The organism is Chitinophaga sp. RCC_12, assembly GCF_041360695.1.
GTDB lineage: Bacteria > Bacteroidota > Bacteroidia > Chitinophagales > Chitinophagaceae > Chitinophaga.
Genome location: NZ_JBFUPS010000013.1, coordinates 66,981 through 82,360 on the forward strand (window position 1 = coordinate 66,981; position 15,380 = coordinate 82,360).

Sequence of the window (15,380 nt, forward strand, 5' to 3'; positions counted from 1 at the left end):
TGTTTAGTTCGTAGTGCTGATATTATTTCCTATTTCTTCCAGTGCCTGGCGGTTCAGTTTTACGCGGACCATACCGATGGGATGAAAACGTTTATCATTATTAATGGCGGCGTATAGTATGGTATAATTGTCGTTTCCTTCCGGTATCAGGCAAAGCGGCGTTCTCATAATATCCCACCACTTTTTTACTTTGGCCTGGATTGGTAAGTAACGTGCAGCGGTCCAGTGAAGACCATCTTTGGAAAGCGTATAGCCCATCATGTTAGGAAGGTGTAATCCGAATCCCTCCGGGCCGCCGTCAAAAATAGCGATGTATAGTCCGTTGGGCAGTTTACTGACAAGCGGGTTTTCAACAAACCAGGGATGAATGGAAGTCACAGGATTTATGCTGCTGTCCATGCGGGTCCACGGCCCTTCCAGGGAAGAAGACCGGGCGAGGCCAATGAACCAGCCTTTGCCTGATTTTGCGGGATAGTCTTCCTGCCTGGCGTAAGGGTAGGCGCCTGCATAAAACGAGAACCATTCCTTCCCAACAGGATATGGAAAGAAGGAAGCCACGCCCTGGCGACCTTCCCAGAGTTGTGTATCCAGGCCGGGTTCCATCACAATACCTTTGTCTGTATAAGGCCCGCCAATGCCTCCTATTCCTTCTTTCACTGATTCCGCGCGCCAGATCCTCCCAAAGGAATGATTCGGCTCAATATCTTTATGTACGGTATAGGCAAGATAATAGCCATACCAGCGTTGATGCGTTTCGTTGTATACGGGGATAAACGACCAGAGTGCAGCGCGACGGTCGTTTACAGGATTATCGTCTGCTGTCAGCGCATATTGCCCGCTGGCCTGGTAAAGTGTTTTCTGCCGTTTCCAGTGTATGGCGTCCGTGCTGGTCCAATGCCCGATGCGTGTTTTCACCCGGTCGTAGTACAGCGGCATACCTGCCTGCCCCGCTCTTTCGGTAGGAAACAAATGATAGGTGCCATTCACCTTTACACAGGCGCCTCCTTCAAAGCCGCCCTGGATGCCGGCTGTACCGGGCATGCCTTCATTGATCACCGGCGTATCCGGACCGTCTATAATATCAAACAGTGGTGTTTCAGTTTTAAAAAAAGGGGAACCTGCCTGTGCATGGTTCCCCTGCGATTGGGACATTTGTTGCCCGTTCTCGTTCACGTTATGATTAGAATCTTTAAGTACAATCCTGAAAACATAGGCGATGTCGGAAGGTATCCTGGTTTTCGCAGGAATCGTGAGTACCAGTCCCTGTTCCTCCATGCGGAAAGGACAATTCTCCAGCGATTTTAATCCCAGCAGCTGCAGCGATTGTATGCCGCCGCCCATACTGGCGTTATTCAGCGCCTTCAGATGCACCGTCTTATTATCGCCCGGCCAGTCCAGGAAAACAGCGTACAGCGTATCTCCTTTACGGGTATAGTGTACCCGTTGGCCCTCTCCGGTGGTTTCTCCGTACACGCTAAAAGGACGGGTACCATAAATTGCTTCGCCATTGGCCCACATCCATTTGCCTACGCGGAACATTACTTCCTGCTGGTTTTGCGGAATGCGGCCGTCGGATGTTGGAGATAAGTTCAGCAGCAGTTGCCCGTTCTTGCTTACCACTTCAATGATCTTGTGCACTATTTCCTCTGGGGAGCGGATCTCCATTCCCGCTGTATATCCCCACGACAGGGCAAAGCCGGTGCCAATGGAATAATCGCAGAGCCAGGGTTGAGTGATAATGTGGTCCGGGTTGCTATTTTCATGATCCACCATCCCGATGCCCTCCGGTATATCATTTCCTTTGTAGGTCATTGTTACGTCCTGTCCGCGTTGCCCGGCATCATTAAAGTAATGCGCCAGGTATCCTTTGATGTATTGCTCCGGGATATTTTCCAGCCAGGAGTCAAAATACATGATGTCGGGATGGTATTTATCCACTACTTCATTACACTTTCCCTGCCACATCTTCAGCCATGCCTCATGCGGCATGGGCGTGCCATATAGTTTGGCATATTTTGGATCTGCCGCTGCCCATCCGGGTTTGGGCTTTACATAACCGTAGTTCAGTTCATGATGCAATGACACGAAAAACTTCATGCCTCTTTTACGGATGGCTTTTTCCAGTTCACCTACCACATCGCGATGGGGGCCCATTTGTTTGGCGTTAAAAGGTGTCAGCTTACTATCCCACATGGCAAACCCGTCGTGATGCTCACCTACAGGCCCGGCAAACCGCGCCCCGCTTTTTACAAACAGGTCGGCCCATTCATCTGCATTGAAATATTCCCCTTTGAACATCGGGATAAAATCATGGTAACCAAATTTTGACAATGGTCCATATAACGCGATATGCCGCTGGTACGTGCCCAGTTTGGAATAACCGGAATCGGCATGCATATGCGAATAGTAATGTTCATTATTATATGCAGGAACAGTATACACGCCCCAATGGCAGTAAATGCCAAATTTCGCATCACGGATCCATTCCGGCACTTCTTTATGTTGCTGAAGTGAATTCCACTCAGGTTGATAAACAATATTTTTTTGAGCAGATGATAACTGGTGAAATAAGATGATCAATAGCAGTAGTAACCCCTGCCGGTATTTAAACAGCATTGTATTCTTCATAACCTGGATTTAATGAAACAGCAGTCAGGATTGTAAGAGGAAGACCAGGTTGATAATAAAAATATAAATAGTGAATGTGACGGGTAAACTTTTTTAATCACCTCAACTTTTACCAAGATAGTGTTTTTTATGAACTATGGTATACTATGGTATACTTTTTTCCAAAATAGATTCCCGGCAACGATGCCGGCAACGATTGCGTAAAAAAAAACGGGTGATATACCTTTTTTAAGTAAATATTTTTCTAGCTTGATCCCAGGATATACTCCTCAAGAATTCCGGGAGTAATTATCAGAGGGGAACAGCGTCTCTGATTGTAAAAGGAAAGACCATAAAAATTCCTTTGTTATGAAAAATAAAAATTCCATTCCTGTCTGCAATGTTATTATTGTCTGATAGACACTAATCTATTCTGTCAACTCTTATTGTCCATCTAAATCATTCAATCAATGATTAATCAGCTACTTCCTGGTAAGCCATTTACCACAGGGGCGATCCTATTACTGCTATTCTTTTATATATGTGCCTGCATCCCTGCTGTATCCGCGCAAACGGCAGCCCCTATCACCGTAAGAGGAAAAGTTTTATCAGATAAAGGAGAAGAAATTCCCGGCGTTACCGTCCGGGTTAAAGGCGTTTCAAAAGGCTCCATCACCAACGCCGATGGCAATTACACCATCCAGGTGCCCAACGGCAAATCGGTGCTGGTGTTTTCATTTATCAGCCACGCCCCGGTAGAAGTACCGGTGAACGACCGCCAGATGGTGAACGTTACCATGAAAAACGGCACTACAGATCTCTCCGAAACAGTAGTAGTAGGTTACGGCACACAAACAAAAGGACATTTAACCGGCGCTATCACTACTATCAAAGCCAAAGAGGTGGAAGACCTGCCGGTGGGCAATCTTGGCGCCGCGCTGCGGAGCCGCGTGCTCGGCCTATCCGTGAGTGGAGGTACCGCACGGCCGGGCTCACAGGCCACATTAACGATCAGGAATCCTGCCACCTTCGCGAAAGATGGTGGCTCCACAGACCCGCTGTATGTAATCGACGGCGTGATCCAGGTGACCGGCGACGGTAAAAATGATGCGGAACAATTCAATAACCTCGACCCCTCCGAAGTGGAAAGTATCAGCATCCTGAAAGATGGCTCCGCAGCGATTTATGGCTCCAGGGCGGCAAACGGCGTAGTGCTGGTAACTACCAAACGCGGCCGCGCAGGCGCGCCCCGGATCAGCTACAGTGGCTCCTATGGTATCAACGATGAAAGCTACCGCACCAAAATGCTCAGCGCTTACGGCTATGCGCAGTATATCAATATCATGAACGGACCCTATGGCGAAAATAAAGACACGACAGATCAGAACGCGTTTTTCTCCGCCGATGAACTGGAACATTTTAAAACAATTAACCACGACTGGCTCGATCCCGTGTGGCAAAGTTCTTCCAACACCCGCCATACACTGAACATCAGCGGTGGAACGGAAAAATCTACCTTTTTTGCCAGCGGATCCTACTATTCGCAGAATGGAAATCTGAGCAGTCTCGATTATAAAAAATGGACCTTCCGCGCAGGCGGGGATATCACCGTAGCTTCAGGATTGAAGGTGGGATTGCAGGTATCCGGCAACTGGTCGGACCAGGTGAGGACCTATAACAAAATAGGCAACGAAAACGAGGAAAATGACTACCGCAACCTGTTGCTCGCACCCCGTTACATCCCGTCTTACGTAGATGGCTACCCGGTGAAAATACCTGGCAGTGATAAACTCTCCGGCTATCATTTTTATGAAATTGAAAGATTGAAAAATCTCTCAGAAACAAAAGATAAAACACTCGCGGTAAATGCATACGCGGAATATGAACTCCCTTTTCTGCAAGGATTAAAGGCCAGGGTGAACTATGCGCGCTACTTTACCGGGACAAACGCTTCACAGATAGGCACCACCTATAAGCTCTATGATTTCAACCGTACCGGCACCAACGCACATATCTATGATGACGGGGCCACGGTGAAATTACCGGGCGCAACGTACGAAAATGGTAACCGGCTCTATTACTCCAATTCAAACGGAGAATCAGAACAGGTAAACTTCACGCTCAACTATGCGCGTGCATTCGGAAAACATAATATCAGCGGCCTGTTCTCTGTTGAAAAAGGAGAAGCCTATGTAAAACAGGAAGATGTATGGAAAGAAAAACCGATAGCCGGTACCAATGGCCAGTTCGGCAGCGCTTTCGGCGCCATCGACGGCAGAACATCAGGAGCGGAATCCGGTACCCTGGGTTATATAGGTCGCGTTAATTACAGCTACGCAGATAAGTACCTGGCCGAATTCCTGTTCCGCACAGATGCTTCCACCCATTTCGCACCCGAAAATTACTGGGGTTCATTTTATTCTTTGTCAGCCGGCTGGGTAATCTCTAATGAATCTTTCTTTAAATCTTCTACAGTTAATTATCTCAAACTAAGATACTCTGCGGGTCTGCTAGGTAAAGATGATACAAAGGCATGGCAGTGGCGGCAGCGCTACAGCTTCCAGGGCGGGAAAGGAGCCGTGTTCGGCGGTAATGCAGATGTAACAACAGGTATGAAGATGGAAGCCTCGCCTAACAGGAATGCTACCTGGAGTAATGAGTTCAAAAATAATCTTGGCATAGACGCGCGTTTCCTGCAAAACCGCCTCTCCCTTACCATGGAAGGATTCTATAACAAAGGAACAGATTTATTGATGGAAAGAACGGCTACGGCGCCACTCACCGTAGGTGGAAGTGTGGCGGCAGAGAACTGGGGCAAGATGGACTTCTTCGGCTATGAAGTAAGCCTGGGCTGGAACGACAGGATCAGTAAAGATTTTAGTTATGGTGTGGATGCCCGTTTTTCCTGGTATGATAACAAATGGAAACAGGGAAATTTCGCCGCTACAGATGCTTACTATCCCTGGAATAAACAACAGGGCCAATCGGATGATAACGGCATGTGGGGATACGATTACCAGGGTATGTTCAAAACCCAGGGAGATATTGATGCTTATGTAAAACAATATAACATTACTTCCGTGTTTGGTACGGAAGCAAAAGATCTGAAGCCCGGTATGTTATACTACCGCGATGTAAGAGGAGCGCTGAAAACAGATGGCACCTTTGGAGGACCGGATGGTATCATTGATGAAAATGACCAGATCCGGCTGGCGAAAAAAGCCAATAACCACTACGGCTTTGGCTTCACTTTTAAAGCCAATTATAAAGGCATCGGGTTCGATTGCGTAATTGGCGGCTCTTTCGGTGGCTGGGCGGAAATTGACGGTGATTCCAGGGAGAAGATGGATAATGCCATCGACCGGAACTTCCAGAGCAGGCCCGCTTACTGGGAAGATATCTATGATCCGGAGATAAATCCCGATGGAAAGTATCCAAACCCAAACTGGGAAAGTATCAGTCTTGACCGTGCCTCTACCTTCTGGAAAGTAAGCGCTTTCAGGATGGGAATGAGAAGTGTGAACCTGAATTACAGCCTGCCGCCGCGCGTTATAAAGGCATTGCGCATCAATAACGCCCGTTTTATCCTGTCGATGTTGAACCCGGTGCAGTTCTTCAATCCGTTCGATTATAAAGCAGCAGAAGGCGCTTATGATGTTTTTCCAAACCTGAGAACTTATTCTTTAGGTGTAAATCTGACACTCTGATTCGTTTACGAATTGATCTATAACGTTATGATAAATAAAATCATGAAATATAGTAAAACATTAATCGCTACCGCCTTCGTGTTGTCGGCGCTGGCAGCCTGTAAAAAAGACTTCCTGGAAGAGAAGCGCGACCTGGGTGGTGTAAACGAACAGGTATTCCAGGACTCTACACTGGCCCAGGCTTACGTGGACTACATATACGGTATGTTCCTGCCTGCGGGTAACGCGCAGTCGCTCGCCTGGAACCTCGCCACCAACAATAACCAGTTTACCCAAACCACAGAGGAACTGCCTGGTGAAACCAACTGGAACAAATTATGGCCGGCTGTTTCTTACCTGAATGCACATGCGTTGCCTTATTTCGGCGTGCCGCTTGCTTCAGGCGTTAACAACAACACCTGGACCAGGATGAAGCAGATCAACCTGTTCCTCGACCAGGTAGATCAATACGGCCTGCCGCTGTATACCCGGAACAAATTAAAGGGACAATTATATTTCTGGCGCGCCTGGCAGTACTTCGACCTTGTAAGACTTTATGGCGGCGTTCCGCTGGTGTTGCACGCGCAGGACCCCATTGTAGGGGCAGGAGAAAATCTCCAGATTCCACGCAGCGCTACTTCTGCATGTATTGATCAGATCTCGGCCGATTTAGATTCAGCCATGGCCATGCTGCCGGGCAAATGGCCCTCCGGCGCCGATTGGGGAAGAATTACCAGCGGCGCAGCAGCAGCCATGAAAGGGCGTGTACTGCTTACCTGGGCAAGCCCGCAGTTTAACCGTAACAACGACAAGGCCCGTTGGAAAAAGTCGTATGATGCCAATCTCGCTGCAAAGTTGTTACTGGAAGCCAACGGATTTGGTTTATACAAAACAGGGAACCTGTCTGATGGCACTGCCTGGGAAAATATGTTCCTGGCAGAAGCCAACAACCCCGAAGCCGTACTGGTGTTCGGGTTTAATAACGTGATCTCCGACCAGGTGCAGAAATGGAACGGATGGGAAAATGCAGCCAGGCCCAAAGAAATATTTGGCGATGGATCCCTGAGTCCTACCAAACAAATGCTGGACGCTTTCCCAATGAAAGATGGTAAAATGCCGGGGCAATCATCCTACACCTATGAGGCTAAAAAGTTTTATAAAAACAGGGATCCCCGTTTTTACAAAACATTCGCCTATAACGGAAGCATGTGGCCATTCAAGGAAAATTCAAAGTACAGGCTGTGGAGCTACCGCTGGTTTGCCAACGCATCTGCCGCAACGCCTGCTTCCACAACAGAGCAGCGCGGCACTAACAGCAGCGGCGTGTATATCCGTAAAGCCACTACCGGTAACGCCAGCAATGCAGTGGGTAACTTCAAAACCAGCGGTACTGATTTTATAGAACTGCGCTTCGCGGAAGTAATCCTTAACCTGGCGGAAAGCGCGATCGGCATGGATAATATCGGCGAGGGACTGGATTACGTTAAAACGATCAGGGAAAGAGCAGGCGTGGAAAACCTCGATGGTGCCTATGGTTTAAGCGGTATCGCCGGCGCTGATCCGGCTTTTGCGGCTGTACTGAACGAAAGGAAAATAGAACTGGCTTACGAAGGAAAACGTTTCTGGGACCTGCGGCGCTGGTTGCTGTTTAATAATGATAATGGCACCTGTGCCCGTTTGGGTGTTCCCCCTTTAAACGGCACCCGCAGAACAGGCATTTTTATCTATGTAAAAAATACCGATGGTACAAAGTATACCGGCGGCAACAACCAGGACCCGCTTTATGCACCGCAACATGGCGGCAGTGGCAAAGTGCTGGCTGATCGTGAGCCGGCTGCTTTCCCGCCGGGCATCACCAACCAGGATGAGTATGTAGATTACCTGTATGATAATTATTTTGAGGTGATAGAGAAAGATGACCTGGATCCGACTAAGAACGACTGGAAGTTTACCTGGTATAATCAATATTATTTCTTCGGATTAAATCAAACGATTCTTAACAATGCACCATACCTGGAACAAACAAAGGACTGGGATGGCTTTACCGGTCCGGGTTCTTTCGACCCGCTTAAATAACGGAAATCAGCTTTAACAACAACCATAACAACAATGAAGAACAGAAAAGTATTTTTGCTGGCAGTAGCAGCAATTTGTGTATCGGTACAGGCACAAGCGCAGTACCCCACCATACCAAAGCGCATACAGGACTCCAGCGAGGCAGCACTGAAAGAAGCGCAACGGCTCTCGGACGAAGCCTGGGCAAAGGCATTACCCATTATTCAAAAGGATGCGGTAAACGGTAAACCTTATATTCCCTGGGCTACCCGCCCCTATGATCTGCCGCAGGCAGATATCCCGGCCTTTCCCGGCGCTATGGGCGGTGGCGCTTATTCCTTCGGCGGCAGGGGAGGAAAAGTATATGTGGTAACCAGCCTGGAAGACCGTGGCCCCGGCACTTTACGGGATGCCTGTGAGCAGGGAGGCGCACGTATCGTAGTGTTCAACGTAGCAGGCATTATCCGCCTGAAAAGCCCGCTTATTATACGCGCGCCCTATATCACCATTGCGGGGCAAACTGCGCCCGGCGACGGCGTATGTGTGGCCGGCGAATCTGTTTGGATTAACACGCATGATGTAGTGTTGCGCTACATGCGTTTCCGCCGTGGGGAAACCTACGTTGGCCGCAGGGACGACGCACTGGGCGGTAATCCTGTCGGCAATATCATCATCGACCATTGCTCTACCAGCTGGGGACTGGATGAAAATATTTCTATCTACCGTCACATGTACAATGCAGGAGACGGTTCACAGGATCAGAAGCTGGCAACCGTGAATGTAACCATCCAGAATACAATCTCGGCTGAAGCGCTGGATACCTACAACCATTCTTTTGGCAGCACATTGGGCGGGGAAAACGCCACCTTCATGCGCAACCTGTGGGCCTGCAATACCGGACGCAATCCTTCCATCGGATGGAATGGCGTGTTTAACTTCGTGAATAACGTTGTCTTCAACTGGCGTCACCGTTCTGCAGATGGATCCGACTACCGCGGCATGTTCAACATGATCAATAACTACTATAAACCTGGCCCTATCACACCAAAAGATGAGCCGGTAGGTCACCGTATCCTGAAACCTGAATCCGGCCGCAGTAAGCTCGGCTATCATGTATATGGCAGGGCTTATGTGCATGGCAATATCATGGAAGGCTACGATAAAGTAACGAAAGACAACTGGGACGGCGGCGTACAGGTGGAAGATGAAGCAAATGCAGGACCCTACCGCGACAGCATGCGGGTGAACAAACCTTTCCCGATGCCATCGTTCCCGATGATGTCTGCAAAAGAAGCATTTGACTATGTATTGAAAAATGCAGGCGCCACCCTTCCTAAACGCGATGCCGTGGATACCCGCATTGTAGAACAGGTGCGCACTGGCAAGATCCAATACAAAACTAATTCCGCTACCGATGTAGGCAGCGAGTTCCTGAAACGCCGGCTCGATAAAGAATCCTATAAAGAAGGAATCATTTCAGATATCAGCCAGGTAGGCGGATACCCTGTGTATAAAGGCACACCGTATAAAGACAGTGATCAGGATGGTATGCCGGATGAGTGGGAGAAGAAGCACGGATTAAATCCTAATGATGCATCAGACGCATCCAGGCTGGCTAACAACGGCAACGGGTACACGAATATTGAACAGTTCCTGAATCATTCATAATTATAAACCCTCCTGAATGGGCTTTAAAGCACTTTCTTCCAGAACATACGTCTCTGCATTCTCCCTGCTGATGTTCATCACCTGTGCTAAATTACAGCACGGGTTTGATGAACACGGCGGAACAGAAAACACGGAGGCATTACCCGCTTTTCCCGGTGCGGAAGGCTATGGCAAATATGCCACCGGTGGAAGAGGCGGTAAAGTAGTGGAAGTGACCAATCTGAATGATGCGGGACCCGGCAGCTTCCGCCAGGCGTTCCTGGAATATCCTGGTGATCCCATCACCATTGTGTTTCGTGTGGGTGGCATCATAGAGCTGCATTCCGCCATTAAAGTACAGCGTTCCAATGTTACCGTAGCAGGACAAACAGCTCCTGGCAACGGCATCTGTCTGAAAGGTCATTCGCTCATCATGAATGGTGCACGGGCTTTGAGCAAAGGAGGTAACCACGGCAATATTATTATCCGTTACCTGCGCTCCAGACCCGGTGCGATGCTGTCCACCGGCGTTTACGGCTTTGATATGGAAAACTGCCACAACGTGATCATTGACCATTGCTCTTTCAGTTGGGCCAATGAAGAATGCGCCGCGTTATACGACACAAAATATACCACGGTGCAGTGGTGCATCGTGAGCGAAGGACTTTACAATGCCGGCCACGCAAAGGGCGTGCGTTCCTATGGGGGCGTATGGGGAGGGCAGTATGCGTCTTATCACCATAACCTCATCGCGCATCAGAATAGCCGTACCGTAAGGTTTAACGGCGCACGTGCGCACGATACAACGGCACTGGTGGACTATCGCAATAATGTGATCTACAACTGGGGGAGTGCAGGCGCCTGTTATGGTGGGGAAGTGGAAATACCTGGAGGAAAGTCGAACGTAAACATTATCAATAATTACTACAAGCCAGGTCCCGCTACTGCGGCCACACGCAAATTTGTGGAGGCCAGCTATACCGCGGCTAAAGCGCTGGGTACCGGGCAATGGTATGTAGCCGGTAATATCATGGAGGGCAGTAGTGGTATGACCGCGGATAACTGGTTGGGAACAGACCTCGCAAAGATCCCTGAAGCAAACAGGGGGGAAGCCCGGTCAGCGACGCCTTTCCCGGGTACAGCCGTGTTGCCGCTGCAAAGTGCAAAGGACGCCTATAACGCGGTGCTCGCGAAGGCAGGCGCCACACAGCCCCAACGGGATGCAGTGGATGCGCGCATCGTAAAGGAAACACGCACTGCTACTGCCAGTGGCGCAGGTTCATCAGGGAAGCCCGGCATTATTGACCTGCCGGCTGCCGTGGGTGGCTGGCCTGCCTACGCAGGTGCAGAGGCGCCGGCAGATACTGATCATGATGGCATGCCGGACGAATGGGAAAAGAAGAACGGCTCAGATCCGGGTAACCCGGACGACCGGAATGTCGTAAATAAAAAAGGATACACCCGGTTGGAAATGTATCTGAACAGTTTGTAAATAATACACCTGATATTTTAACTTGTGGAACCATGACCAATACTTTGGAAAATTTTATGAAGAAGAGATACCTGCTGTTGTTGGGAGTCCTTCTTTTTTGCCAGGCAGCTGTATTTGCGAGGCAGACTAACCCGCCCGATGACACAGCTTATATCCGCACCACCAACCAGCGGGCGGATAAAATTGTAGCCACCCTGGGCGTTGCCAATGCAGATAGTGCCCTGCGCGTACGGGACGTAATCGCGCAGCAATACCGTTATTTAAATGAAGTCCAGGTAAAGCACGACCAGGAAGTGAAGTTGGCTAAAGAACAATTTGCCAATGACAAACCGGCTTTAACGACACAGCTGAAGGGAATAGAAGATGCCACTAACCAGCAACTGGATAAACGGCATACGGCGTATTTGGAAAAGCTGTCGGCTTACCTGACCCCGCAACAGGTAAACCAGGTAAAGGACGGCATGACCTATGGCGTACTGCCGCTCACCTACCGCGTGTATAATGATATGCTGCCCAATCTCACCACGGAGCAGAAAGCGCAGATTATGGCGTGGCTGATGGAAGCGCGCGAGCATGCGATGGATGCGGGATCATCAGAGAAGAAACATCAATGGTTTGGTAAATACAAAGGAAGGATCAACAATTATCTTTCTGCTGCCGGCATCAATATGAAGCAGGCGGAAGAGGAATGGAAAAAAAGAAGTGCAGCTAAGGCTAAATAGTTGCGCATGGCAGATTAAAACGACCGAATGAATAAGCGCCCGATAATTAGTTTTTGTTTAATAGCAATCAGCGCCGTTACTACCGTTTACGCGCAAAAGAAACCCAAACCGGTACCGCCGGTGGCAGTGAATGCCACCGGCAAGCTGGTGTATAGCCCGGATGCACAGGGCAACCGGATACCGGATTTTTCTTATTGCGGTTATATGGCAGGAGAGCAGCCCATTCCCGATGTTCCGGTTCGTATAGTGGTGCCTGTTATAACGGGAGATGCTACTGCAGCTATACAAAATGCGTTGGATGAAGTGGCCGCATTGCAACCGGATAAACACGGCATACGCGGCGCCGTGCAACTGCAGAAAGGCAACTACCACCTTTCCGGTGGCCTCATGATCCGTGCGTCCGGTGTAGTGCTACGCGGCAGCGGCATGGGTAATGATGGCACCGTGTTAACAGGAGAGGGCCGCGACCGGCAAACGCTGATTCGCATTGCGGGACAGCCCGGCCGCGTAACGGAAACTCCGGTTAAAATTACGGATACCTATGTGCCTGTGAACGCCCGCACGGTGCAGGTAACATCGGCGCAAGGCTTCAAAACCGGCGATAAAGTGCTGGTACAACGGCCCTCCACACGGGAATGGATAAACGAACTTGGCATGGACCACCAGGGCGGCGGCATTACCACGCTCGGCTGGAAACCGGGGCAGCGTGATATCAGCTGGGACCGGACCATTGCTGACATAAACGGAACGGCTATCACTTTGGATGCGCCGCTCACTACTGCATTGGATACCGCCTATGGAGGCGGTACCGTGGCGGCGTATCAGTGGCCCGGCCGTATCAGTCAGACCGGTGTGGAGCACCTGCGTTGCCGCTCCGCATACGACACCCTTTACCCCAAAGATGAGGCCCACCGGTGGATGGCCATCACCCTGGAAAATGTATGCGATGCCTGGGTGCGGCAGGTAACCTTTGAACATTTCGCCGGTTCGGCAGTAGCCGTGCTGGAAACAGGCAAACGGATTACCGTGGAAGATTGTAAATCATTGGCGCCGGTATCTGAAATAGGCGGGCAACGCCGTTATACCTTTTTTACTTCCGGGCAGCAAACGCTTTTCCAGCGCAACTACGCGGAATATGGTTACCATGATTTTGCGGTTGGTTTTTGCGCGCCAGGGCCTAATGCCTTCGTGCAATGCGAAGCGCACCTGTCTTTTAGTTTCAGTGGCACGATCGATAGCTGGGCTTCCGGTGTGCTCTTCGATATTGTGACTATCGACGGTCAGGCCATCCGCTTTGGCAACCTCGGACAGGATGCCCAGGGCGCCGGTTGGAGCGCTGCCAACAGCGTATTATGGCAATGCAGCGCCGCCCGGATAGATTGTTACCGCCCGCCAACTGCCAGCAACTGGGCCTTTGGCTCCTGGGCGCAGTTTGCCGGCGACGGCTATTGGGAGTCATCCAATGAACATATCACCCCACGAAGTTTATATTATGCACAACTGGCAGAACGGGTAGGCGCCGATGTATTAAAACGCGCGCAGCTGCTGCCAGTGGAGTCCGAAGCTTCCAGCAGCCCGGCAGCAGAACAGGCGGCGGATCTCACCGCACGCGCTGTTCAACCGGCGCTGGTGCTACCAGACTGGATAGATCAATCCGCCAGCCGTAACCCTATTCCTGTAAAAATCACCGGTGTTAAAACAGCCAACGGTGCCGGTTATACGAAACAGGCAGCTCCTCCTTCTGCAGCACCCATGCACATCGCCAACGGCTGGCTGGTGCGCGGCAACAGGCTGTTGACCGGCAGGCACTACGAAGTGCCCTGGTGGCGTGGCAACACACGGCCTGATGGTATCCGGGAGGCCATGCCGGCGATCACCCGGTTTGTTCCCGGCCGCACCGGTAAAGGATTAACCGACGACCTGCAGGAAGTGGCCGCATGGATGACAAACGAACACTTCGTATCGCTGGAGCATAACTACGGCCTCTGGTACGATCGCCGCCGCGACGATCATGAACGCATCCGCCGTATGGATGGCGAAGTATGGGCTCCTTTCTATGAGCTCCCTTTTGCGCGCAGCGGGCAGGGAAGCGCATGGGATGGACTAAGCCGTTATGATCTCACCAGGTATAACGACTGGTACTGGACGCGGCTTAAACAATTTGCAGACCTGGCAGATGAAAAAGGACTGGTACTCGTTCACCAGCATTATTTTCAACACAACATCATTGAGGCCGGCGCACACTGGGCGGATTTTCCCTGGCGCACTGCTAACAATATCAATCATACCGGCTTCCCGGAACCGCCGCCCTATGCGGGCGACAAGCGCATTTTTATGGCGGCGCAATTCTATGATATTACAGATCCTGTACGCCGTAAACTGCACACCACTTATATCCGCAAGTGCCTCGACAATTTCGCGGATAACAATGGTGTGATCCATTTGATAGGAGCGGAGTTTACCGGTCCGGTTACCTTCGTGGAGTTCTGGATAGATACCATCCTGGAATGGGAAAAAGAAACAGGTAAAAAAGTACTTATTGGCCTGAGCACCACTAAAGATGTACAGGACGCTATATTAGCCGATCCCGTGCGTTCGGCCGCTATAACGGTGATAGATATACGCCAGTGGCATTATCAGCCGGATGGCAGTCTGTATGCACCCAAAGGCGGGCAAAACCTGGCGCCCCGACAACATGCCCGCCTGCTGAAACCAAAGAAAAGCAGCTTCGAACAGGTTTACAGGGCGGTGCATGAATACCGCCAACGCTATGCCGGCAAAGCAGTGGTGTATGCAGGCAGCGCATACGAGGAGCAGTCGTGGGCCGCTTTCATGGCTGGCGGCTCCCTCGCGGGTATTCCCGCCATAGCCGCTGATGGCTTCCTGGAAGCCGCAGCCACTATGCAACCCATAGCACTCCCCGGTTCCCCGCAGGGTCAATGGGCGCTGGGTAATAACGGCAATGTCTATATTATTTATACCAATAACAATGCTCCGGTACAGCTTGATCTGAGCAAAGCCGGTGCGTACCATGTTTATTGGATTAGTCCAGCAGACGGACATCTGATTAAAAAAGAAAAACAGAAAGGTGGTAAACAGGTCAGTCTCGCCAGCCCGCAACCGGGACCGGTGGTAATCTGGATCGATCGTAAATAAGTAAACAAACTGGAT

The 15,380-nt window shown here is 50.3% G+C and carries 7 protein-coding genes; 6 read left to right on the top strand and 1 reads right to left on the bottom strand.

Annotated features, from left to right (window positions below; genetic code table 11):
- Nucleotides 1-3: 3 nt before the first annotated feature.
- The gene (locus AB6805_RS28865) at nucleotides 4-2,628 is read right to left on the bottom strand and encodes an alpha-L-fucosidase (protein WP_370912904.1); all 2,625 of its coding nucleotides are present in this window, start codon (nucleotides 2,626-2,628) and stop codon (nucleotides 4-6) included.
- Between the two features lie 449 nt (nucleotides 2,629-3,077).
- Between AB6805_RS28865 and AB6805_RS28870 the strand changes: the two genes are divergently transcribed.
- From AB6805_RS28870 to AB6805_RS28895, 6 genes are read left to right on the top strand one after another with little or no spacing between them, the layout of a single operon-like run.
- The gene (locus tag AB6805_RS28870) at nucleotides 3,078-6,314 is read left to right on the top strand and encodes a SusC/RagA family TonB-linked outer membrane protein (protein WP_370912905.1); all 3,237 of its coding nucleotides are present in this window, start codon (nucleotides 3,078-3,080) and stop codon (nucleotides 6,312-6,314) included.
- 42 nt (nucleotides 6,315-6,356) lie between these two features.
- Nucleotides 6,357-8,369 (top strand): RagB/SusD family nutrient uptake outer membrane protein, encoded by a 2,013-nt coding sequence (locus AB6805_RS28875; RefSeq protein ID WP_370912906.1) that lies wholly within the window; start codon nucleotides 6,357-6,359, stop codon nucleotides 8,367-8,369.
- A gap of 33 nt (nucleotides 8,370-8,402) precedes the next feature.
- Entirely contained in the window at nucleotides 8,403-10,016 is a 1,614-nt protein-coding gene (locus AB6805_RS28880) for a polysaccharide lyase (protein WP_370912907.1), read from the top strand.
- Between the two features lie 16 nt (nucleotides 10,017-10,032).
- Nucleotides 10,033-11,487 carry a pectate lyase gene (locus AB6805_RS28885; RefSeq protein ID WP_370912908.1) on the top strand — a complete coding sequence of 485 codons (1,455 nt, stop codon included), beginning with the start codon at nucleotides 10,033-10,035 and terminating at the stop codon, nucleotides 11,485-11,487.
- A gap of 56 nt (nucleotides 11,488-11,543) precedes the next feature.
- Nucleotides 11,544-12,209 (top strand): DUF3826 domain-containing protein, encoded by a 666-nt coding sequence (locus AB6805_RS28890; protein ID WP_370912909.1) that lies wholly within the window; start codon nucleotides 11,544-11,546, stop codon nucleotides 12,207-12,209.
- 27 nt (nucleotides 12,210-12,236) lie between these two features.
- Entirely contained in the window at nucleotides 12,237-15,365 is a 3,129-nt protein-coding gene (locus tag AB6805_RS28895) for a DUF6298 domain-containing protein (protein WP_370912910.1), read from the top strand.
- Nucleotides 15,366-15,380 lie beyond the last annotated feature (15 nt).

Excerpts from the sequence above, each read along its gene's own strand:
- AB6805_RS28865 (WP_370912904.1), bottom strand. The coding sequence starts at position 2,628 with ATGAAGAATACAATGCTGTTTAAATACCGGCAGGGGTTACTACTGCTA.
- AB6805_RS28870 (WP_370912905.1), top strand. The coding sequence starts at position 3,078 with ATGATTAATCAGCTACTTCCTGGTAAGCCATTTACCACAGGGGCGATC.
- AB6805_RS28875 (WP_370912906.1), top strand. The coding sequence starts at position 6,357 with ATGAAATATAGTAAAACATTAATCGCTACCGCCTTCGTGTTGTCGGCG.
- AB6805_RS28880 (WP_370912907.1), top strand. The coding sequence starts at position 8,403 with ATGAAGAACAGAAAAGTATTTTTGCTGGCAGTAGCAGCAATTTGTGTA.
- AB6805_RS28885 (WP_370912908.1), top strand. The coding sequence starts at position 10,033 with ATGGGCTTTAAAGCACTTTCTTCCAGAACATACGTCTCTGCATTCTCC.
- AB6805_RS28890 (WP_370912909.1), top strand. The coding sequence starts at position 11,544 with ATGAAGAAGAGATACCTGCTGTTGTTGGGAGTCCTTCTTTTTTGCCAG.
- AB6805_RS28895 (WP_370912910.1), top strand. The coding sequence starts at position 12,237 with ATGAATAAGCGCCCGATAATTAGTTTTTGTTTAATAGCAATCAGCGCC.